The sequence below is a fragment of the Sphingomonas sp. genome (assembly GCF_032114135.1).
Classification (GTDB): Bacteria; Pseudomonadota; Alphaproteobacteria; order Sphingomonadales; family Sphingomonadaceae; genus Sphingomonas.
Window position 1 is genome coordinate 1260111 of sequence record NZ_DAMCTA010000001.1, and the last position, 20793, is coordinate 1280903.

Sequence of the window (20793 nt, forward strand, 5' to 3'; positions counted from 1 at the left end):
GAGAGAGAGAGGCTGGCCATCGGCGGTACTGCAGGTTTCAAGCGTCGCGTCCGTGAAAGCGGAGGTTCGCCACCCTGCGTTACTCCGTGTTCCTTAGGCACTCCCAGAGGTCCGCGCCCAAGGCGCAGGTTTCATCCCCGAATCGTGACAAAATTAGCACGTTCACGGAAATTGCTGATTCTCGCCGGTCGCATCCTCTTCCCGAGAGATGATTTATACGATTATTGGTTACCCGTTAAACGGGTGAGGGAGAGGACCCCCATGAAGATCAACGGCGCAGCTAAGGCCGCGGCGAACCTGCTAGCGATTGCGATAGCAACGCCAGCGTTCGCGCAGACGAATGCCCAACCGCAGGACGCCGTCACGCCGCACGCGCCAGTTGCGGACGAGCAGGACACGGCGGAAATCGTCGTCCAGGGCTATCGCGCCTCGCTGCGCACCGCGCTGCAATCGAAGCGCGATGCCGATCGCGTGCAGGAAACCCTATCGGCGCAGGATCTCGGCAAGCTGCCTGAAGCCTCGATCGCCGAGTCGCTCGCCCGCCTGCCCGGCCTCGCCACCAACCGCGATCGCGGCAACGGCACTCAGATTTCGATCCGCGGCATGGGCCCCAATCTCGTCAACACGTTGCTCAACGGCCGCGAGGTCGTCTCGGCCGAAGCCAACCGCAACATCCGCTATGACGATTACCCGACCGAGTTGTTGAACGGCGCCTTCGTCTACAAGTCGCCCACCGCCTCGCAAGTGGAAGGCGCCATCGCCGGGCAGGTGAACCTGCAGACCGTGCGCCCGCTCGATTTCGGCAAGCGCACCATCGCGATCAACCTGCGCGCGAGCTACAACGATCTCGCGCCCGACATCGCCGATGCCAAACCGTGGGGCTATATCGGCAGCATCTCCTATGTCGATCAGTTCTTCGACAATACGCTGGGCGTGGCGCTCGGCTATTCGGGCCGCCGCCAGGCGAATGCAACCGCGCGCACCAACGTGTTCCGCTACACCAACAGCTTCGCCGACCTGAACGGCGACGGCAAGGGCGCGGCCGGCAACAGCGGCGCGCAGGACAATATCCCCTATGGCTATGAGGCGCTGGTGCGGGGCGGCGACGATATCCGCCACGGCGCGCTCGCGGCGGTGCAGTGGAACCCGGGCCATGGCCTGTTCGAGTTGAACGGCGACTTCTTCTACAGCCATGTGAAGTTCACCGAGACGCAGCGCGGCCTGCGCACCGAGGGCCTGCCCTTCGGCAACAGCTTCTCGAAGCCGACCGTGGTCGACGGCAACGTCACCGGTATCACCGCGACCAACACCGGCGTCGACTTCGGTCTCGACGTGCGCAACGTGAACGAGAGCTTCTTCTTCACCGACGATCTCTACGCCGGCGGCCTCAACGGCAAATGGTCGAAGGACGGCTGGACCGGCATTCTCGACGCCGGCTATTCCACCACGCACCGCAGCCAGCAGTTCCTCACGCTGCGCACCGAATTCTCGGCGAGCGCGAACGGCTTCACCTTCCAGGATCGTTTCGGCTCGACCGGCACGTTCCTGACCACCCCGGGCCAGGCGGCGAGCTTCAGCTTCAACCATTCGCTGACCGATCCGAACGTCAACCGCATCTCCGAATTCCAGATCCCGACCAACGGCGGCGGCGCGCCGCTGATCAACGACCATCTTTGGACGCTGAAGGGCGAGATCCAGCGCGAGTTCGACAGCGGCTTCGTCAAGCGCCTCACCGGCGGCGGCCGCTTCACCGATCGCGCCAAGGACTATACCCAGCGCACCCAGTTCGGCTTCATCGACGCGGCCAACCGCGTCGCGATCCCGTCGAACCTGATCAACGGCACCATCACCTTCCCCAGCGGCTTCGGCGGCGTGCCGCAGACGCTGTCGATCGACATCCCGGCCGCGATCACCCGCTATTTCGGCACGCTCGATCCGCAGCAGAGCTTCTACGACCAGTCGTCGAGCTGGAAGGTGCGCGAATCGACCGTCGCCGCCTATGCCCAGGCCGATCTGGAAGGCACCCTGTTCGGCATAGCGGTCACCGGCAATGCCGGCGTGCGGATGGTCCACACCGACACCAGCTCGCGCAGCACCCAGATCGACGGCCAGGGCGCCGTTGCCTTTGCCACCCCGGTTCGGTTCGACAATGCCTTCACCGACTGGCTGCCCAACCTCAACCTCAACTTCAAGCTGACCGACAAGCTGCAGATGCGCTTCGGTGCCAGCAAGGCGATCGCGCGAGCGCCGCTCGACGACCTGAACGCGGGCGTGGGCGTGTTCACCAGCGGGGGCGCGCCCTCGGCCACCGGCGGCAACCCGCTGCTCGAGCCGTTCCGCGCCAAGCAGCTCGATCTCACCTTCGAATGGTATTTCGATCGCGACAGCGCGCTGACGATCTCGGGTTTCTACAAGGACCTCGACACCTTCATCGCCACCCAGACGACCACCCGCAACTTCACCGATACGGGGGGCAACATCGTCCAGGGCACCTTCACCCAGCCGATCAACGGCCGGGGCGGCACGATCAAGGGCGTGGAAGTCGCCTTCCAGAAGGCGTTCACCTTCCTGCCGGCGCCGTTCGACGGCTTCGGCACGTACCTCAACTACTCGTACACCGACAGCGACATCACCGTGCAGGAACGCGACAACGCCATCGGCGCCACCGCGCTGCCGGGCCTGTCGAAGCATGTCGGCAACGCCACGCTCTATTACAGCAAGCGTGGCTTCGAGGCGCGGATCGCGTACCGCTACCGCAGCAACTATGCGACCGAGCTGGGCGACACCGATCGCCTGCTCTACACGCGCAACGAAGGCGTGCTGGACTTCCAGACCTCGTACAAGTTCCAGAACGGCCCGCTCAAGAATGTCGAGCTGCTGTTCCAGGCCAACAACCTCACCGACGAGCCGTTCGAGACCTATTATGGCGATACCCGCCTGCAGGGCCGCTATGAGCGGTTCGGCCGTCGCTTCCTCGCCGGCGTGAGCTACAGCTTCTGATGCTGGGCCAGCTTCTCGCCGCTGCCGCCCTCGCCGCCGGTTCGCCGGCGGCGAAGGACGACACGCTCTATCTGGGCGCGGACCTTAGCTATGTGAACGAGATGGAGGATTGCGGCGCGGTCTATCACGATCGCGGCAAGCCGGTCGATCCGTTCGCGCTGCTGAAGGCCAAGGGCGGCAACATCGTCCGCGTGCGCCTTTGGAACAACCCGGACTGGACCCGCTACAGCAATTACGACGACGTACTGAAGACGATCCGCCGGGCCCATGCGGCGGGCCTCAAGGTGCTGCTCGACTTCCATTATTCGGACGACTGGGCGGATGGCGAGAAGCAGCGCCCGCCCGCCGCCTGGGCCAAGCTCGACGCAGATGCGCAGGTCAAGGCGGTGTATGACTATACCCGCGAGATCCTGGCCAAGCTCGCCACGCAGGGCCTGATGCCGGACATGGTGCAGGTCGGCAACGAGACCAATCCGGAGCTGATGGGCGGCGTGATTGCCGAGGCGATCCACTGGGAGCGCAATGCGAAGCTGTTCAACGCCGGCATCAAGGCGGTGCGCGACGCCGGCAAGGCCAGCGGCACCCGCCCCAAGGTGATGTTGCACATCGCCCAGCCGGAAAACGTGATGCCCTGGTTCGACCAGGCGACGGTGGCGGGCGTGCTCGATTACGACGTGATCGGGATCAGCTATTACCGGAAATGGTCGAAGCTCGGCATCGACGGCCTCGGCACGGTGATTGCCAAGGCCAAGGAGCGCTACAAGGCGGACGTGATCGTGGTGGAGACCGCCTACCCGTTCACCAACGACGGCGCCGATACCTCGCCCAACCTGCTGGGCCCCGACACGCTGATCCCCGGCTATCCGGCGACGCCGGACGGCCAGCGCCGCTACCTGATCGACCTGACGCAACAGGTGGTGACCAGCGGCGGCATCGGCGTTGTCTATTGGGAACCGGCCTGGGTCTCCACCTCGTGCAAGACGCGCTGGGGCATCGGCTCGAACTGGGAAAACGCGGCCTGGTTCGATCTCAAGAAGCACGAGGCGCTGCCCGCGTTCGACTTTTTGCAACATGCCTATCGGCCGCCGCAGAAGTAAGGCGTTTCCGCACGGGCTTTCACCGGCGCACCGGCGACCAGTGAAGCCGCGTTCAGTCATGTGCTGCAAGGTGCGGCTGTCCGATGGGGCGTACCAAGGTCACTGCACCTCGTCAGCTTTCGGCGGAAGGAGCCCCCCAGCCGCGGCCCAGGAATGACCGGCTGTGGTCGCCAGCTGCCGAACAATCGTGGGACATCTCCGGTGTTCGTAGTTGCCTAACCTGATCGCGTTTGTGCTTCGAACCCGATTTACGAAAAGGGGAGTGGGGCCTGACCCCTGGGGTTCAATTTTTGCTGCAGTGCGGTAAGCAACTGTTTTAAGTAGCGTATTTCGGCCGGTTGGTTTCCCTTCACCGCTCCAATCCCGTTCCAAGCGATTTAATACCGCCCGGTGGCGCGCCCAAGCTGGCGGGGCAACAGGTGCTAGGTCGGGGCTGGGACGCGTGCCATATCGGCCCAGACCCCGCGTATTGGCGCGCTCTCATTGAATAAACGGTCGCGCGCGCCCTATTCCGTGCTTTGGGGTTGAACCAAACAGCGCCTTCCGCGCAGGGTGTCGCCTGCTGACGGCGGACATGGGAGAGAACCGCATGCGTACGATATTGGCGGTACTGGCGCTGTTCACCATGGCGCAAACGGTGCCCGATCCGCACCTGCCCAAGCCGACCCTGGATAGCGTCGCGCCCACCCTGCCCCGTGGATTGCAGCACGCGGTGCTGATCGTTTCGAAGACCAATGGCTGGCGACACATCGAGCATATTCCGCACTCGAACAGCGTTCTGGCAGACATCGCCAAGGGCCTGGGCCGCGCCAGCTTCGTGACCGAGAACGCCGCCGTCTTTAACGACGACCAGTTGCGCCACTTCTCCGTCGTCGTGCTCAACAGTGCGAGCGGCGACTTCCTCACACCGGCGCAGCGCGCGGCCTTTGCCCGCTTCGTCGCGCGGGGCGGCGGCGTGGTGGCGCTGCATGCGGCGGGCGACAACAGCCATACCGATCCCTGGTACGTCCGCACCGTGATCGGCACCACGTTCATCGGCCATCCGGGCGGCGCCGATCATCTGCAGCCGGCGCAATTGCTGGTCGACAAGCCCGAACACCCCATCATGGCGGGGGTGAAGCGCCCATGGTCGCTGGTCGACGAATGGTATTCCTTCGATACGAACCCCGCGGCACGGGGCATGACCGTGCTCGCGCGGATCGACGAGGGAAGCTACCGCCCGGGCGCCAAGCTGGCGATGGGCGAGCATCCGGTGATCTGGGTCAACCCCGCGACCAAGGGGCGGGTCTTCTATTCGGCGCTCGGCCACGCGCCGGAAGCCTATGACGACCCCAATTATCGGCGCATCCTCACCAACGCCATCCGCTGGGCCGCGCAATAGCCGACGGCGGCCCCGCACCCGGCGCTGCGCGATATCTCCGGGCGGCGGCCTTATACAGGCGCCGTCCTTAAGGGGCCGTCGGCAGGCAATCGGTGATCGATCTGCCCGCCGATTGAGCGAGATTATCGAGCTGTATGCAGGCTGTCCCGGTCAGCGCGAATATGGCCGAGCAAGTGTGATCACCGCGCCGCAGCGGGCATCTTCGGCAACGTCGGTGCAGCGGCGCCATCGGTCATGGTGATCAGGCGGATGCTGCCATCGGGCCGATAGCGCACCCGATCGATCGCGATCTGCCGCTCCCCCCGATAGGGAGCCGGCTCATCGGGATGTTCCCAGCGATGATAGACGATCAGCCAGCCACCCGCCGCGGTTCGCACGAAGCTGTGATGGCCAGGTCCCTGGTGACGCCCGTCGGCGGTGAGGATCGCACCGCGATAGCGCCAAGGTCCGACCGGGGATCGCGCGGTGGCGTAATGAACCGAATAATCGGGGCCATTCCAGCGACCATGGCTGTAGGAGAGATAATAGGTGCCGTCCCGCACATGGACGAAGGCGCCTTCGGTGAAATTGGGCGGCGTGGCGACGGGAATCTCGCGTGCGATGCTGGTCATGTCCGCGCCCAGCTCCCACACCCGAAGCTTTGCGCCTGCGCTGCCGCCCGCGTAGAGATACGCCTTGCCCGACTTGGGATCGACGAACACCATCGGATCGATCGCCTCGAAGCCGTGGCCCCCATCGGCGATCAGCGGATGGCCGATATCACGATAGGGGCCCTCGGGCCGATCCGCGACGGCAACGCCGATGCGGCTGGGTGTCGGGTTCTGCGGCCCAACCGAGAAATAGAGATAATAGTGCCCGCCCCGGTGCGCGATTGCCGGCGCCCAGAGGAAGTGCGCGGGGGCCCCGTCGTCCTTGATCCAGGCGATCTGATCGCGGCGGATCAGCTCGCCGCGGGTGCGCCAATGCCGCAGGTCGCTCGACGAGAAGGCGCCGAAGCGGTCCGCCGCCCAGCTGCCGTCAGGGCCGCCAGTGGGGAAAATCCACAGTTCGTTGCCGATGAATACCGCATGCGGGTCCGCGCCGGCGAACTGCGGATTGTCCGCGAGCGCCGTGCCCGCAAGGAGCGCGGCCAGCCCGCACCCCAGGATGAAGCGTCGCATGCCAGATCCTTACATATGTGAAGGCAGGGTGCAGCACCATGGCCACGCCCTGCACTCTTCCGTGCGCCCGGTCAGAAGCGGAAGCGAACGCCCAGCGAATAGGCGCGCTCGAGATACAGCACCTGCCGCGTGTAGCTGTCGCCGGTGTCGAACTGGCGATAGCGCTGCAGCGGGTTGCCGAGCACGTTCACCACGTCGAACGCGATCGTGATGTTCTCGACCGGGGTGACCGTGGCCGACATGTCGAGCTGGCCGCGGCCCTTCTCGATCACCGGGTGGGCGATCGGGTCGAGCGCTTCGAGGCTGTAATAAGAGACGAACTTGGAGCGGTAGTTATAGGCGACGCGCGCCGAGAATTGCGGCTTCTCGTACAGCGCGACGACGTTGCCCGACCATTTCGAGACGCCCGGGAAAGCCTCTTGCCGGTTGGCATAGGTCGCGGCGAAATTGGGGACCAGGTCGCCCTTGGCATCGATATAGGTGCCGTTGGCCTGGATGCCGAAGCCTTTGGCCCAATCCGGCAGACCGTCGATGTCGAGAAAGCTGGTGAAGGTCACCTCTGCGCCCTGAAGCTTCGTCTTGCCCAGGTTGATCGGCGAGGCGATGCGCAGGCCCGGCTGGGTGCGATCGTCGACCGTGGCGAGGAAGCCGTTGGCATCGTGGCGGAAGAGCGCCGCGGTGAACGAACCGGTCCGCGAGAAATACCATTCGAGGCTGGCATCGTAATTGTCGGAGGTCAGCGGCTTCAGATACGGGTTGCCCGCCGATCCGCCACGGCGAAGGCGCTCGACGCAGTCCGGGGTGGTCGCATTGGTGAGGCACGGATCCCCGGGCGCGAGGATCACCGGCTGCCCCAGCGAGGTGTTGGGCCGCAGATCGAAGAAATTGGGCCGCGTCCGCGTTTGGGTGAAGGCGAGGCGAAGCTGCAGCTTGTCGGTGAAGCCGATGCGCGCGCTCGCATTGGGCAGATAGTCGGTATAGTCGTTCTTGGCGCTGACCGGCGGGTTGGTGACGACGCCGCCAACATCCTCGACCCGCGAGAAGCCGTTGATGTCCGTCTTGGTCTTTACCGCGCGCAGGCCGACCACGCCGTCAATATTGGTGCCGCCCAGATCGAAGCCATATTTCACCTGGGCATAGGCGGCATAGGATTTCTCGTTGGCGCGGAACGTCTCGGCCGGGTTGAACGGCGGGATGCCCGCGGGCGCGCCGAAGAACCTGCGCAGCGCCGGCAGGTTGTTGCGGATGCTGTCGCGGGTGCTCGCGGCATAGAAGACGTTGGGGTACCCGTCGTGATAGGCGAAGCCCGGCCGGGTCGGGCGCACATCGGCGCCGGGCAGGCTGGTCAGGGGCACCCGGTTCGGTTCGTTGTTGATGTACAGATTGCCGAGATCGCGCGCTGCCTTGCGGTCCGAATAGCGCAGGCCGACATCGATCCGCTTGAGGAAGCCGCCGTCGAAATCGTAGGAAAGATCGGTGCGTGCCTGCCAGTCGGTGCCGCTGACCACCAGCAGCTCCTGCCAGAGCCCGCGGCTGATATAGTTGGCGGGATCGGTGAGGCTGAAATTGACGAACTGCTGGCTCGGGCCGCCGTCGACCGGTGCCTCGAACTGCACGTTGCGCACCGGCGAGCTGGCGGCGGCATAGTCGATATTGACGTTGTTCGCGGTGTAGGTGCTGTCGGTATAGGCGACGTCGGCCGAGATGCGCAGCCGGTCGCGCGTCCAGATCGCACCGCCGCCGCCCTGATAGGTGTCGGTATGGCCGTTGAACGAGCCGCTATAGCCGTCGGGACGCGAGGCGCCGGTCACCGTCATGCTGGCGATGTTCTTGCCGTTCGACTGCGTGGTGATGTTCGACAGCTGCAGATTGTCGCCGAAGATCGGGATAAACATGTAGCGGTTGTAGTCGCGCGAGCGGAATCCCTGGAATAGGCCGTCGGCGTAGATCTCGAGTTCGGGCGTCGGCTTCCACTGGAAGGCGGCATTGGCCGACGGGCGCCAACGATCGCCATAGCCGAGGAAGAGGCCCTGTGCGTCCGGGTAGCGCAGCCCCGCCTGGCCTGCGGGCGCGTTGGCGGCATTGGTCGTCTGGATTACCAGCGATTGTTCGCGGGTCGAATCGAGGAAGTTGATGCCGACATAGGAGGCGTTGACCAGTAGGCCCATCTCGCCGATGCCGGTGTTCCAGCGATCGCTGACCAGCAGATTGCCGTTCCAGGTCGTGCCCTTGGACTGCTGCGAAAGCACGCCGTTGACCGAGCCCGACAGTTCGAAGCCCTTGAAGTCGAAGGGGCGACGGCCCCGGACATTGATTTCGCCGGCGATGCCGCCTTCGATCTGGTTGGCGAGACCCGACTTGAACACCTCCAGCGCGGCGACGGTGCCGGCGGGGAAATCCTGGATCGCGACATAGCGACCCTCGGCGGTGAAGATCTGCCGGCCGTTATAGGTGGTGGTGAGGTCGGGCAGACCGCGCACGGTAACGCCCGCCGATTCACCGCCGCCACGGGTGACGTTGACGCCGGCGACGCGCTGCAGCGCCGAGGAGGCGAAGGTGTCGGGCAGCTTGCCGATATCCTCGGCGACGATCGCGTCGACGATGCCGTCCGAGTTGCGCTTGATCGACTGGGCGGACTGGAGGCTGCGGCGCAGCCCGGTGACGACGATCGTGTCTTCGGCACCCGCGCCCGATTCCTGCACGGCAGACGCGGGCGATGCCGGGTTGATGCTGTCGGCGCTCGACGTCTGCGGCTTGGGCGACTCCAGCGCGGTCTGGGCAACCGCCGCGGGCGCCAGCGCCAGGCCGATCACGGCCGAAACGGACGTGCACAAGAACAGCTTAATCTTCATGCTAAACCTCCCCTTTTTCACACCGCTCGAATGGCGGGCTTGTTCGTGGTGCGGAGATTATATAAGCCTGACATCGCAAGCAACATATTTATCATATTTTTGCTGACGGACCCTGCATGGGGCCAGCATCGCAAGAAAACAGCGCTTGGGAGGAGTAAGGATGATGAAGGGTGCAACGGCGATCTGCGGCCTTGCCGCGCTGGTCGCGCTGTCGAGCAACGCCGATGCGGCGACCGCCCGACGCGGCACGTTCGGCAAGATGGCCGACGGGCGCGCGGTCGCCTCGGTGACGCTCAGCAACGGACGCGGCGTCTCGGCCACCGTCGTCGCCTATGGCGCGATGCTCCAGTCGCTGGTGATGCCCGACCGCGCCGGCCGCAAGGCGGACGTGATCCTCGGCTATGACAACATGGCCGACTATCTCGCCAAGGGGCAGTATTTCGGCGCCACGGTCGGGCGCTTCGCCAATCGGCTGGCCGAGGGGCGCTTCCGGATCGACGGCCGCAGCTTCCAGACACCGGTCAACGACGGCAAGAATGCGCTGCACGGCGGCACGGTCGGGTTCGACAAGGTGGTGTGGGACGTGGTTTCGGTGCAGGACGGCCCTACCGCCTCGGTGACGCTGCGCTATGTGAGCCGCGACGGCGACCAGGGCTATCCCGGCACGATGACCGTCGACGCGACCTATGCGCTGGACGAGCAGAACAACCTGACCATCACCTACTCCGCGACCACCGACGCGCCGACGATCGCCAACATCACCAACCACAGCTACTGGAACCTCTCGGGCGAGGGCGCGACGGGCGGCGCGATGGGGCACCGCGTCACCATCCCGGCGCAGACCTATCTGCCGACCGATGCCGGCGCGATCCCCACCGGCGCCTTCAAGGGCGTCGCCGGCACGGTGTTCGACTTCCGCACCCCGCAGGCGGTGGGCGACCGGGTTCGCGACGCGCGCGACCAGCAGATCGTCTTCGGCCGCGGCTATGATCACAATTGGGTGATCGGCCGCGAGGTGACGCCGGACCAGCATCTGATGGCAAAGGTTTATGACCCCGCCTCGGGCCGCGGCTTCGAACTCTGGTCGAACCAGCCGGGGCTGCAATTCTATTCGGGCAATTTCCTCGACGGCACGACGCATGGCAAGTCCAAGCGGATCTACCGCGAGGGCGATGCTATCGTGATGGAGCCGCAGATCTTCCCGGACTCGCCCAACCAGAAGGGCTTTCCCAACGCCCGGCTCGATCCCGGCCAGACCTATCGCAACGTGATGACCTACCGCCTGACCACCGGCCAGGCCGCGGCGCCGAAGAAGCGCTGAACGACTTTAGGGGAGCAGACCATATGATGATCCGCCGCAGCTTTCTTCTCGCCGGCGCCGCGCTGGCGATTGCCGCCACCGCACCGTCGGCCGAGGCGCGCGACCAATGGACCAAGGCGCAGGCCAATGGCTGGTATGCCCAGCAGCCCTGGATGGTCGGAGCCAACTTCACACCGGCAACGGCGATCAACCAGCTCGAGATGTTCCAGGCGGAGACCTGGGATCCCCAGCGCATCGATCTCGAACTCGGCTGGGCCGAGAAGATCGGCATGAACGTGATGCGGGTGAACCTGCACCACCTGTTGTGGGAAACCGACGCACCGGGCCTCAAGCGGCGCATGGACGAATTCATGACCATCGCGGCGAAGCACCACATCAAGACGCTGTGGATCTTCTTCGACAGCTGCTGGGATCCCGATCCCCGCGCTGGCCCGCAGCACCCGCCGATCCCCGGCGTCCACAATTCGGGCTCGGCCCAGTCGCCCGGCGCCGCGCGGCTCAAGGATGCGTCGCAGTACGGCAAGCTCGAAGCCTATGTGAAGGATATCGTCACTACCTTCGCCAAGGACGAGCGCGTGCTTGGCTGGGACGTGTGGAACGAGCCCAACAATCCCGGCGGCGGCAATTATGCGCCGACGCCGGACAAGAACAAATATGTGGCCCTGCTGCTGCCGCGCGTGTTCGCCGCGGCACGTTCGGCGAACCCGATCCAGCCGCTCACCTCGGGCGTGTGGATCGGCGACCGTTGGGACGACCAGAGCACGCTCGACGCGGTCGAGAAGATCCAGATCGCCCAGTCCGACGTGCTGAGCTTCCACGATTACAGCTGGCCCGAGACGTTCGAGCGCCGCGCCAACCAGATGCTCGGCTATGGCCGTCCGGTGCTGTGCACCGAATATATGGCGCGCGGCAACGGGTCGACCTTCGACGGCACCCTGCCGATCGGCAAGCGGCTTAACATCGGCATGTTCAACTGGGGCTTTGTCGACGGCAAGTCGCAGACCCGGCTGCCCTGGGACAGCTGGAAGAAGCCCTATACCTATGAGGAGCCGACCATCTGGTTCCACGAGGTCTTCCACCGCGACGGCAAGCCCTATCGCCAGGCCGAGGTCGACCTGATCAAGCGCCTCTCCGCCGCGCCCAAGGGCGTGGTGCCGGCCAGCCGCTGACCCGCAGGACTGCACCGTCCACGTGGCGGTGCAGTCGCACCCCCGGAGGAGGGCAAGATGGATCTGCTTCGATCGCTCTGTCGCCTGGCCCTGTTCGCGATGGCGCTTCCGGCCGCCGCGCAGACCGCGCCCGGCGGCCCGGAGACCCCGGCGGTCGACCCCGCCAAGGCCTATCTGTTCGCGCACATGACCGCGGCGCGCTACGGCGACCTCCATTATTCGGTCAGCCTCGACGGGCTGCACTGGACCCGGCTCAACGGCGGCCAGCCGGTCTCCACCGACTATCACGGCCATGCCTCGATCGCGCGCGGTCCGGACGGGCGGTATTATCTTGTCGGCAATCGCAGCGACGAGGATCCGCTGATCCGCTTCTGGGTCTCGGACGATCTGATCCGCTGGACCCCGTTCGGCACCTACAAGCCAGATCTGGCCAACATCCCCGGCCACCCGCATCCGATGCAGCGGATCGGTGCGCCCAAGCTGTTCTTCGATCGCGCCTCGAACCGCTTCCTGCTCAGCTGGCACACGCCCAACGAGGATGGCGATGCACAGGACCCGGAGCGCTATTGGGCCAGCCAGCGCACGCTCTACGTGCTGTCGAAGGATCTGCGCACCTTCGCCGATCCGCCGCGCCGCCTGTTCTCCTGGGACATGGCGACGATCGACACGATCCTGCAGCCCGACGACCGGGGCGGGTATTGCGCGATCGTGAAGGACGAGCGCTATCCGAGCTATGCCTGGACCACCGGCAAGACGATCCGCATCAGCTGCGCGGCGAGTCTGCTCGGCCCCTATCCGCTGCCGAGTGCGCCGGTCAGCCCCAATTTCCGCGAGGCGCCGACGCTGATCCGCGCGCCCGACGGCGCCGACTGGCTGCTCTATTACGAGCAATATGCCGGGACCAGCTACGGCTTGTCCAAGGCGCCGACGCTGCAGGGGCCCTGGTTTCAGGTCTCGGGCAACACCGGCGTGCCCGCCTGGAACCGCTACGAAATGCCCGCGGGCCTCCGCCATGGATCGATGCTCCCGATCAGCCGGCGGCAATATGATGCTCTGTTAAAGGCGTTCCCGAACCCATGATCCGTACGCTCGTCCCGCTAGCCTTGCTGGCCCTCACCGCGCCCGTGGTGGCGCAGGAGACGCCCCAGGTCCGCAATCCGCTGCTGGAATCCGGCCCCGATCCTTGGATCGTCCGCGACGGACAAACCTATTACTACATGCATACGCAGGGCAATCGGCTGGCGATCCGCAAGACCCGCGACCTCACACGTCTCGCCGAGGCGCCCGAGGTGACGGTGTGGACGCCGCCTGCCACCGGACCGAACGCGCAGTCGATCTGGGCGCCCGAGCTCCACCGGATCGGCGGCCGCTGGTACCTCTACTATACCGCTGCCGCGGCGGGCCATGACGACGATGCGCATCGCGGCATCTTCGTGCTCGAGAATGCCGATCGTGATCCCACGCGCGGTCACTGGGTCGATCGGGGGCGGCTGAAGACGCAGCTGACCGGCATCGACGGCACGACCTTCGCCTATCGAGGCCGCCGCTATTTCGTTTATTCCGCCTATGACGGGCCTGACAGCGCATTGCGGATCGTCGCGATGGCAAATCCCTGGACGCTGGCGGGCGCCGAGACGACGATCGCGCGGCCCGACCGTGCCTGGGAACGGCAGGGCGGTCGCCAGATCGTCGAGGGGCCGGAGTTCCTGCAGGGACCGGGCGGCACGCTCTATCTGACCTATTCGGGTAGCGCCTGCTGGTCCGACGGCTATGCGATCGGCCTGCTGCGCGCGCCCGCCAGCAGCGACCCGCTCGATGCGGCGGCCTGGGCCAAGGCGCCCGAGCCCATCCTCGCGACGAACCCCGCGCAGCGCATTTTCGCCCCCGGGCACAACGGGTTCTTCACGACCCCCGGCGGCGAGACCTGGATCGTCTACCATGCCAATCCGGCAGCGGGCATGGGCTGCACCGCCAGGCGCTCGCCGCGCATCCAGCAGGTCCGCTGGCGGGGCGCGGTGCCGGATGTCGCCGGACCGGCAGGCGTGATCGCACCGCTGGCGCCGCCGCGCTGATCTAGCGCGCGACCGGCCAGCCGTCCCGCGTCCAGCCCAGCCGCTGGATCCGCAGCGTGGGCACGCCGCCGTGCTGCGTGTCATAGGCGTGGTAGACGATGAAATCGCCGTCCTGCCGCTGGAGGATCGAGGCGCCGCCGCGCCCGACGAAGCGGGTACCTTTTCCATCCGCGAGCACGATCGTGCCGCCGCCCGCGAGCATCGAGCGGCCCGTGCGATCGACATACGGGCCTTCGGCGGCCGAGGCGCGTCCGACCACGGTGTGATAGCTGCTCGCCGCGCCGCGGCAGCAAAAGTCGAACGACACGAACAGGTAGTAGCGCCCGGCATGGCGGATCACATACGGCGCCTCCACCGCACCCGGTGCAGGCCGCGCCGCCAGCGCCCGCGGGGGCGCGTCGCCCGCCAGCCGCAGCCCGGTCGCAGGATCGATGCGGATCAGCTTGATGCCCGACCAGAAGCTGCCGAACACCAGCCACGCGCGCCCCTGGGCGTCGGCGAAGGGCATGGGGTCGATCGCGTTGAAATCGTCGCCGGGCCCCGATTGCACGACGGGCCCGCGATCGACCCAATGCGTTGCCGGCGCCGCCGGGTTGATCCGCGTCGCGGTGGCGAGACCGATGGCGGAGCGATTCTTCCCGAAGGTGGAGACCGCGTAATACAACCGATATTCGCCGCCGACCTTGGAGATGTCCGGCGCCCATATCCCCGTCGCGCCTGGCACGGCGGTGCGCGCCCAGTCCGGCAACCGCGCAGCGCTCGGCCCGCGCAGCGTCCAGTGGCGCAGGTCGGTGGAGGTCCGCAGCGGTAGCAGGCCTTGCGCGCTGCCGAGATGGCCAGTCGCGACCAGATAATAGGTGTCGCCGTCCTTGAGGATCGCCGGATCATGCACCCCGGCGACCGCGCCCTCCAGCACCAGCGGCGCCGGGCGCGGCGCACTGGCCGCGGCCCCGCCCGCCGCCGCGAGCAGGCCCAGTGCAAGCGACGCCGAGCGCCTCAACGCCGCCGCAACGGGCCGTTTGCGACCGGCGCGCCGAACTCCGGCGACCCGTCAGCACGGTAGCGGAAATATTGCATCCGGGTATGGCGGTTGGGGTCGAACAGCGGATCGCCCTGGATCTCCGCATAGTCGCGCGCATGATAGACCAGTACGTCGCGGCCGCGCTCGTCGACGGTGAAGCTGTTGTGTCCCGGCCCGAAGATCTTGTGCGCGGCCGAGGTCTGGAACACCGGCACGGGTGATTTCGTCCAGCTGGCCGCGTCCATCAGGTCCGCATCGGCGCGGGCGGTGAGCATGCCCAGGCAGTAGCGCGCGTCGGTAGCGCTTGCCGAATAGGTCAGGAACAGCTTGCCGTTGCGGCTCAACACCGCGGGCGCCTCGTTGACCTTGAAGCCCTGCACTTCCCAGTCGAGCGTGGGCACCGACAGCCGCACCGGCTTGGCAGCCAGCGTCAGCGGCGTGGCGAGCGGCGCCAGATACAGGTTCGAGTTGGTGTCGATGCCCGGCTCGCGCTGCGCCCAGGCGAGATAGCGGCGGCCCTTGTGGACGAAGCTCGTCGAATCAAGGTTGAAGCTGTCCCACGGCGTTTGGAGCTGTCCGAGCACCGTCCAGGTGCCCGTCATCGGATCGGGCCCGTCGCACACCACTGCATAGGTGCGGATGCGGAACACGTCCTCGCCGCCGCCGCTGGGACCCGCGGCGAAGTACATCACCCAATTTCCGTCGACCAGATGCAGTTCGGGCGCCCAGAGAAAGCCGGACATCGGGCCGCTGGCCTGGTGTCGCCACAGCACACGCTCGGGCGCGGTGGCGAGGCCCGCCAGCGTCTTCGATCGGCGCAGCACGAGCCGGTCATATTCGGGCACCGAGCCGGTCAGATAATACCAGCCATCGGTATGGCGGAAGACCTGGGCATCGGCGCGCTGGCGGACTACCGGATTGACGATCTCGGCAGGCGTTCGGACCGTAGCGAACGCCGGAGCGGCGGCGATCGTCACCATGCCGCCCAGAAAGACCCGCCGGCCCGCATCGCTTGGCGCAATACCGACATCTGCCTCAGTAGCGCGATGGGTTGCAGGGCGTTCGGTCATGACAGCACTATCTCCTCGGCAGCCGTCGACAAAGGCGTGCTGCCAAGTTCATTAGTCCGACATATTCGACAGCACGTCAACGCGGCTCGTACACAGACGCAGCGATGCCGCCCATTGCGGTGCCCGCTGCCGAGATTGACGGGCTTTCACCAGTGGTTAAGCTCGCCGCACCAGTCATTCGGGGGGTTCATGCGCACCACTATCCGCGTCGCGACGCTTGCGACGGCTCTCAGCTTCGGCACCGCCGCCGCACACGCCCAGCCGCATCCCCAGGCCGAAGCGCAGGCGCTCGACCTGCTCAAGCGCGGCATCGCCTTCCGCACCGTCGCCGGCCCCGGAAACCAGACCCCCGCCTATGCCGCCTTCCTGAAGCAGACGCTGGTCGCGGGCGGTTTTGCTGAGGGCGATGTCGAGATCGTGCCGGTGGGCGACACCGCCTATCTGGTCGCGCGCTATCGCGGTACCGGCACGGCCAAGGGCGGCGCCAAGCCGCTGCTGATATCCGGCCATATGGACGTGGTGGAGGCCAAGCCCGCCGACTGGACGCGCGACCCGTTCACCCCGGTGATCGAGAACGGCTTCATCTATGGCCGCGGCGCCGCCGACATGAAATATGATCTGTCGACGATGGTCGCGACGCTGATCGACCTCAAGCGCACCGGCTTCCGGCCTGCCCGCGACATCGTGCTGCTGCTCTCCGGCGACGAGGAGACGGCGATGAAGACCACCGCACTGATGGCCGACCGCTTCCCGGATGCCGAGCTGCTGCTCAACGTCGATGGCGGCGGGGGCGCGCTCGATGCCGGGGGCAAGCCGACCTATTTCGGCATCGACGGCGCTGAGAAGACCTATGCCGATTTCGAGCTGACGGTCACCAATCCCGGCGGCCATTCGAGCGCCCCGCGCCGCGAAAATGCGATCTACACGCTCGCCCATGCCCTCACCCGCATCGAGGCGCACGCCTTTCCGGGCCAGATCAACGAGATCACCCGCGGCAGCTGGGAAGCCGAGGCCGCCAAGGCCGAGCCTGCCCGCGCTGCGATGATCCGCCGCTTCCTCGCCAACCCCAACGATGCCGAGGCGCTCGCGGCGCTGCGCGCGGAGCCCAGTCTGGTCGGCCAGACGGGCACGACCTGCGTCGCCACGATGATCAACGGTGGCCACGCGACCAACGCCCTGCCCCAGCGCGCGACCGCCAATGTCAATTGCCGCATCTTCCCCGGCACCCCGGTGGAGGAGGTGCGGCAGACGCTCGCCACCGCTGCCGCCGAGCCGGCACTGACCATCCGCACACTCGACAGCGGCTCAGTCTCCAGCCCCGCCTCGCCGCTGCGCCCTGACCTCATTGCAGCGGTGACGAGCGCGATCCATTCCCGCTTCCCCGGCGTCGCGGTGGTGCCGGGCATGAGCACGGGCGCAAGCGATTCGATGTGGTTCCGCGCCAAGGGCGTGCCGAGCTACGGCGTCAGCCCGATGTTCACCACGCCGGGCGAAAGCTTCGCGCACGGGCTGAACGAAAAATCCCCGCTCAGCGAGATCGCGCCCTCGATCACCTATTATTGCAGCGTACTGACGACGCTCGCGCGCTAGAGCCAGCCCAGCGCGCGGAAGCTCGCGGTACCGTCGCGGGCGAGCACGAGATGGTCGAGCAGCCGTACCTCGATGGGTTCCAGCGCGACCAGCAGCCGGCGGGTGGTCGCGCGGTCAGCCTCGCTGGGGGTGGGGTCTCCGCGCGGATGGTTGTGCGCCATCACCACGGCCGCGGCATCGAACGTCAGCGCATCGGCGACGACCCGGCGCAAGGGAATGTCGACCATGTCGGCATGGTCGCCCTGCATGTGCCGCATGCCCAGCAGACGGCCGTTACGCGCCAGATAGGCGAAGGCGGCGATCTCGGTCTGTGCGTCGACTAACGTGGCGAACAGCGCGCGAGCCGCAGGCAGGTCGAGAATATACGAGTCCGGCGACGCAAGCACCATGGCCCGGCATGCCACCCCGCGCCGGCGCAGCGAACCCCAACCCAACCCGGTCCGGACCTCCGAAATGGCGCGAACCCGGATGACTCCGGCGTATCGGCCCGCTAGGTTCCGGCCATGCATCAATATCTCGACCTGATGGCCCGCGCCCTGAATGACGGCGTGGAGGTGATGGACCGCACCGGCACCGGCACGCGCAGCGTGTTCGGCGCGCAGATGCGCTTCGATCTGCGCCAGGGCTTCCCGCTGCTCACCACCAAGAAGCTCCACCTCCGCTCGATCCTGATCGAGCTGCTGTGGTTCCTGCGCGGCGACACCAATGTGCGCTGGCTGCAGGAGCGCAAGGTCAGCATCTGGGACGAATGGGCCGATGCAAACGGCGATCTCGGCCCGGTCTACGGCAAGCAGTGGCGCGACTGGGAGGCCGCCGACGGCCGCCATATCGACCAGATCGCCGAGCTGATCGAGACGCTGAAGACCAATCCCGCCTCGCGCCGGATGGTCGTCTCCGCCTGGAACCCGGGCGAGCTGGGCGCGATGGCGCTGGCGCCCTGCCACTGCCTGTTCCAATGCCATGTCGCCAATGGCCGGTTGAGCCTGCAGCTCTACCAGCGCTCGGCCGACATCTTCCTCGGCGTGCCGTTCAACATCGCCAGCTATGCGCTGCTCGCCCATCTGTTGGCGCAGCAGGCGGGGCTCGAGGTCGGCGACTTCATCTGGACGGGCGGCGACTGCCACCTGTACCTCAACCATCTCGAACAGGCGCAGGAACAGCTGAGCCGCACTCCCGGCCCGCTGCCGCGGCTGGAGATCCTCCGCAAGGCGCCGTCGATCGACGCGTACGAATATGAGGATTTCGCGATCCACGATTATGTCGCGCAGCCGCACATCAAGGCACCCGTGGCGATATGATCAGCTTCCACCTCGCCCGCGCGGACAATGGCGTGATCGGCCGCGACGGCCAGCTGCCCTGGCGGCTGCCCGCCGACCTCAAGCGCTTCAAGGCGCAGACGCTCGGCCGGCCGATGATCATGGGGCGCAAGACCTTCGAGTCCTTCCCCGCCCCCCTGCCCGGCCGGCGCCATATCGTGCTGACCCGCGACACCGGCTGGCAGGCCGAGGGCGCCGAGGTGGCGCATGACGTCGACCAGGCGCTGGCGCTGGCGGGCGAGGACGTGGCAGTGATCGGCGGCGCAGAAGTGTTCGCGCTGTACCTGGACCGCGCCGATCGGATCGAGCTGACCGAAGTCCATCTCGATGCCGAGGGCGACGCGCACGTCCCCGCCTTCGATCCCGCCGTCTGGGAAGAGACCGCGCGCGAACCCCATCCGGCGGAGGGCGATCGCCCCGCCTATGACTTCGTGACGCTCCTCCGGCGGCGATGAAACGCCCGATCCTGATCGGCGTCGCGGCGGTGCTCGCCATCGCGGCGTTCGGCTTTTTCGGGATCGCCCCGGCGGCGGTGGAGGCTGGGATGAACCGCGTCGTGCCGACGCCCCTCCCCCATGTCACGCCGCAGACCCGCGCGCTGCATGCGAGCCTCGCCATCGCCGACATGCACGCCGATACGCTGCTGTGGCGGCGCAACCTGCTCGATCGTGCCAATCGCGGCCAGGTAGATTTGCCACGGCTGCAGGCGGGCAATGTCGCACTGCAGGTCTTCTCCTCGGTCACCAAGACGCCACAGCACCAGAATTATGACGCCAACGGTGCGGACAGTGACAACATCACCCTGCTCGCCATCGCGCAAGCGCAGCCGCCGCGGACCTGGAGCTCGCTGCTCCAGCGTTCGCTCTGGCATGCGGAAAAGCTGGAGCGCGCCGCTGCGGCCTCGGGCGGAACGCTGCGGGTGATCCGCACGGCCGCCGAGCTCGACCGGCTGCTCGCCGATCGTGCCGCCGGGCGGAAGGTGACCGGCGGGCTGCTCTCGATCGAGGGGCTGCAGGACCTGGAGGGCGATCCCGCCAATCTCGATCGCCTCTACGCGGCCGGATTCCGCATGGCCGGGTTCGCGCATTTCTTCGACAATGAAGCGGCAGGCTCGATGCATGGTATCACCAAGGGCGGGCTGACGCCGCTCGGCCGGCAGGTGCTGCGGCGGATGGAGGCGCTCGGCATGGTGGTCGATGTCGCCCATGCCAGCCATGCGGCGGTCGCCGACATTCTTGCGATGGCACGGCGGCCGGTCGTCTCCAGCCATGGCGGGGTGCAGGCGACCTGCAAGGTCAACCGCAACCTCACCGACGACGAGATTCGCGGCATCGCCCGCACCGGCGGGGTGGTGGGGATCGGCTATTGGGAGGCGGCGGTCTGCTCGGCCAGCCCCAAGGCCATCGCGGCGGCGATCGCGCATGTGCGGGACCTGGTAGGGATCGACCATGTCGGGCTTGGTTCCGATTTCGACGGCGCCGTGACCACCGGGTTCGATGCGTCGCAGCTGGTGGTGGTGACCCAGGCGCTGGTCGATCGCGGCTTTTCCGAGCAGGAGATCGGCAAGGTGATGGGCGATAACGTGCTACGGGTGCTGCGGGCGGGGATGAAGAGCGCGTCTTAGCCCCTCCTCCTTGGACGAGGGGTTGGGGCGGAGCGATTCCAGAACGTTGGTTGGTCTCGGTGAGACACTGCCCCACCCCAACCCCTCCCCTGAAGGGGAGGGGCTTAAGTGTTTGCGCGC

At 66.6% G+C, this 20793-nt stretch carries 15 protein-coding genes and 1 pseudogene; 11 read left to right on the plus strand and 5 right to left on the minus strand.

Features of this window, described 5'->3' with window-relative positions; all coding sequences use genetic code 11:
* The first annotated feature begins 261 nt into the window (after positions 1-261).
* The 3 genes from RT655_RS05795 (at position 262) to RT655_RS05805 (ending at position 5478) form a co-directional block, all read left to right on the plus strand.
* The gene (locus tag RT655_RS05795; RefSeq protein ID WP_313535473.1) at positions 262-3000 is read left to right on the plus strand and encodes a TonB-dependent receptor; all 2739 of its coding nucleotides are present in this window, start codon (positions 262-264) and stop codon (positions 2998-3000) included.
* On the plus strand, positions 3000-4097 hold the full coding sequence (locus RT655_RS05800) for an arabinogalactan endo-1,4-beta-galactosidase (RefSeq protein ID WP_313535475.1): 1098 nt from the start codon (positions 3000-3002) through the stop codon (positions 4095-4097). The genes RT655_RS05795 and RT655_RS05800 overlap by 1 nt, the downstream gene beginning before the upstream one ends.
* A gap of 589 nt (positions 4098-4686) precedes the next feature.
* The gene (locus RT655_RS05805; RefSeq protein ID WP_313535476.1) at positions 4687-5478 is read left to right on the plus strand and encodes a ThuA domain-containing protein; all 792 of its coding nucleotides are present in this window, start codon (positions 4687-4689) and stop codon (positions 5476-5478) included.
* Positions 5479-5657: 179 nt separating this feature from the next.
* Here the strand turns inward: RT655_RS05805 and RT655_RS05810 are convergent, their stop codons facing one another.
* Both RT655_RS05810 and RT655_RS05815 read right to left on the minus strand, forming a co-directional pair.
* Positions 5658-6638: a family 43 glycosylhydrolase gene (locus RT655_RS05810; protein WP_313535478.1), complete on the minus strand. Its 981-nt coding sequence runs from the start codon at positions 6636-6638 to the stop codon at positions 5658-5660.
* 71 nt (positions 6639-6709) lie between these two features.
* Entirely contained in the window at positions 6710-9490 is a 2781-nt protein-coding gene (locus tag RT655_RS05815; RefSeq protein ID WP_313535480.1) for a TonB-dependent receptor, read from the minus strand.
* Positions 9491-9650: 160 nt separating this feature from the next.
* On the opposite strand from RT655_RS05815, the gene RT655_RS05820 reads away from it, so the two are divergent.
* From RT655_RS05820 to RT655_RS05835, 4 genes are read left to right on the plus strand one after another with little or no spacing between them, the layout of a single operon-like run.
* Positions 9651-10811, plus strand: coding sequence for an aldose epimerase family protein (locus tag RT655_RS05820; RefSeq protein WP_313535482.1), 1161 nt, complete (start codon positions 9651-9653; stop codon positions 10809-10811).
* A 26-nt stretch (positions 10812-10837) separates the two neighbouring features.
* Positions 10838-11980, plus strand: coding sequence for a cellulase family glycosylhydrolase (locus RT655_RS05825; RefSeq protein WP_313536912.1), 1143 nt, complete (start codon positions 10838-10840; stop codon positions 11978-11980).
* 57 nt (positions 11981-12037) lie between these two features.
* A complete protein-coding gene (locus RT655_RS05830) occupies positions 12038-13060 on the plus strand; it encodes a glycosyl hydrolase family 43 (protein ID WP_313535484.1) in 1023 nt (340 codons plus the stop codon).
* The gene (locus tag RT655_RS05835) at positions 13057-14052 is read left to right on the plus strand and encodes a glycoside hydrolase family 43 protein (RefSeq protein ID WP_313535486.1); all 996 of its coding nucleotides are present in this window, start codon (positions 13057-13059) and stop codon (positions 14050-14052) included. The genes RT655_RS05830 and RT655_RS05835 overlap by 4 nt, the downstream gene beginning before the upstream one ends.
* A 1-nt stretch (position 14053) precedes the next feature.
* Here the strand turns inward: RT655_RS05835 and RT655_RS05840 are convergent, their stop codons facing one another.
* Positions 14054-15052, minus strand: a complete 999-nt coding sequence (locus tag RT655_RS05840; RefSeq protein ID WP_313535488.1) for an arabinan endo-1,5-alpha-L-arabinosidase — start codon at positions 15050-15052, stop codon at positions 14054-14056.
* A pseudogene (locus tag RT655_RS05845) lies at positions 15052-16053 on the minus strand (family 43 glycosylhydrolase); the annotation flags it as partial. The gene RT655_RS05840 and the pseudogene RT655_RS05845, both read right to left, overlap by 1 nt.
* A 279-nt stretch (positions 16054-16332) precedes the next feature.
* Here RT655_RS05845 and RT655_RS05850 point away from each other — a divergent pair.
* Entirely contained in the window at positions 16333-17733 is a 1401-nt protein-coding gene (locus RT655_RS05850) for a M20/M25/M40 family metallo-hydrolase (RefSeq protein WP_313535490.1), read from the plus strand.
* Here the strand turns inward: RT655_RS05850 and RT655_RS05855 are convergent.
* Complete coding sequence (locus RT655_RS05855; protein ID WP_313535491.1) at positions 17730-18122, minus strand: JAB domain-containing protein; 393 nt, start codon at positions 18120-18122, stop codon at positions 17730-17732. The two genes, RT655_RS05850 and RT655_RS05855, sit on opposite strands and share 4 nt — an antisense overlap.
* 114 nt (positions 18123-18236) lie before the next feature.
* On the opposite strand from RT655_RS05855, the gene RT655_RS05860 reads away from it, so the two are divergent.
* The 3 genes from RT655_RS05860 to RT655_RS05870 are packed head-to-tail and all read left to right on the plus strand — an operon-like array spanning position 18237 to position 20673.
* Positions 18237-19031, plus strand: a complete 795-nt coding sequence (locus RT655_RS05860) for a thymidylate synthase (RefSeq protein WP_313535493.1) — start codon at positions 18237-18239, stop codon at positions 19029-19031.
* Positions 19028-19504 (plus strand): dihydrofolate reductase, encoded by a 477-nt coding sequence (locus tag RT655_RS05865; protein ID WP_313535495.1) that lies wholly within the window; start codon positions 19028-19030, stop codon positions 19502-19504. Before RT655_RS05860 ends, RT655_RS05865 begins: the two co-directional genes overlap by 4 nt.
* Positions 19501-20673, plus strand: a complete 1173-nt coding sequence (locus RT655_RS05870; protein WP_313535497.1) for a dipeptidase — start codon at positions 19501-19503, stop codon at positions 20671-20673. The genes RT655_RS05865 and RT655_RS05870 overlap by 4 nt, the downstream gene beginning before the upstream one ends.
* Positions 20674-20793: the final 120 nt, after the last annotated feature.

Bases quoted from the DNA above. Each gene is read 5' to 3' on its own strand.
- RT655_RS05795 (WP_313535473.1), top strand. From the start codon at position 262: ATGAAGATCAACGGCGCAGCTAAGGCCGCGGCGAACCTGCTAGCGATT.
- RT655_RS05800 (WP_313535475.1), top strand. From the start codon at position 3,000: ATGCTGGGCCAGCTTCTCGCCGCTGCCGCCCTCGCCGCCGGTTCGCCG.
- RT655_RS05805 (WP_313535476.1), top strand. From the start codon at position 4,687: ATGCGTACGATATTGGCGGTACTGGCGCTGTTCACCATGGCGCAAACG.
- RT655_RS05810 (WP_313535478.1), bottom strand. From the start codon at position 6,638: ATGCGACGCTTCATCCTGGGGTGCGGGCTGGCCGCGCTCCTTGCGGGC.
- RT655_RS05815 (WP_313535480.1), bottom strand. From the start codon at position 9,490: ATGAAGATTAAGCTGTTCTTGTGCACGTCCGTTTCGGCCGTGATCGGC.
- RT655_RS05820 (WP_313535482.1), top strand. From the start codon at position 9,651: ATGATGAAGGGTGCAACGGCGATCTGCGGCCTTGCCGCGCTGGTCGCG.
- RT655_RS05825 (WP_313536912.1), top strand. From the start codon at position 10,838: ATGATCCGCCGCAGCTTTCTTCTCGCCGGCGCCGCGCTGGCGATTGCC.
- RT655_RS05830 (WP_313535484.1), top strand. From the start codon at position 12,038: ATGGATCTGCTTCGATCGCTCTGTCGCCTGGCCCTGTTCGCGATGGCG.
- RT655_RS05835 (WP_313535486.1), top strand. From the start codon at position 13,057: ATGATCCGTACGCTCGTCCCGCTAGCCTTGCTGGCCCTCACCGCGCCC.
- RT655_RS05850 (WP_313535490.1), top strand. From the start codon at position 16,333: ATGCGCACCACTATCCGCGTCGCGACGCTTGCGACGGCTCTCAGCTTC.
- RT655_RS05855 (WP_313535491.1), bottom strand. From the start codon at position 18,122: ATGGTGCTTGCGTCGCCGGACTCGTATATTCTCGACCTGCCTGCGGCT.
- RT655_RS05860 (WP_313535493.1), top strand. From the start codon at position 18,237: ATGCATCAATATCTCGACCTGATGGCCCGCGCCCTGAATGACGGCGTG.
- RT655_RS05865 (WP_313535495.1), top strand. From the start codon at position 19,028: ATGATCAGCTTCCACCTCGCCCGCGCGGACAATGGCGTGATCGGCCGC.
- RT655_RS05870 (WP_313535497.1), top strand. From the start codon at position 19,501: ATGAAACGCCCGATCCTGATCGGCGTCGCGGCGGTGCTCGCCATCGCG.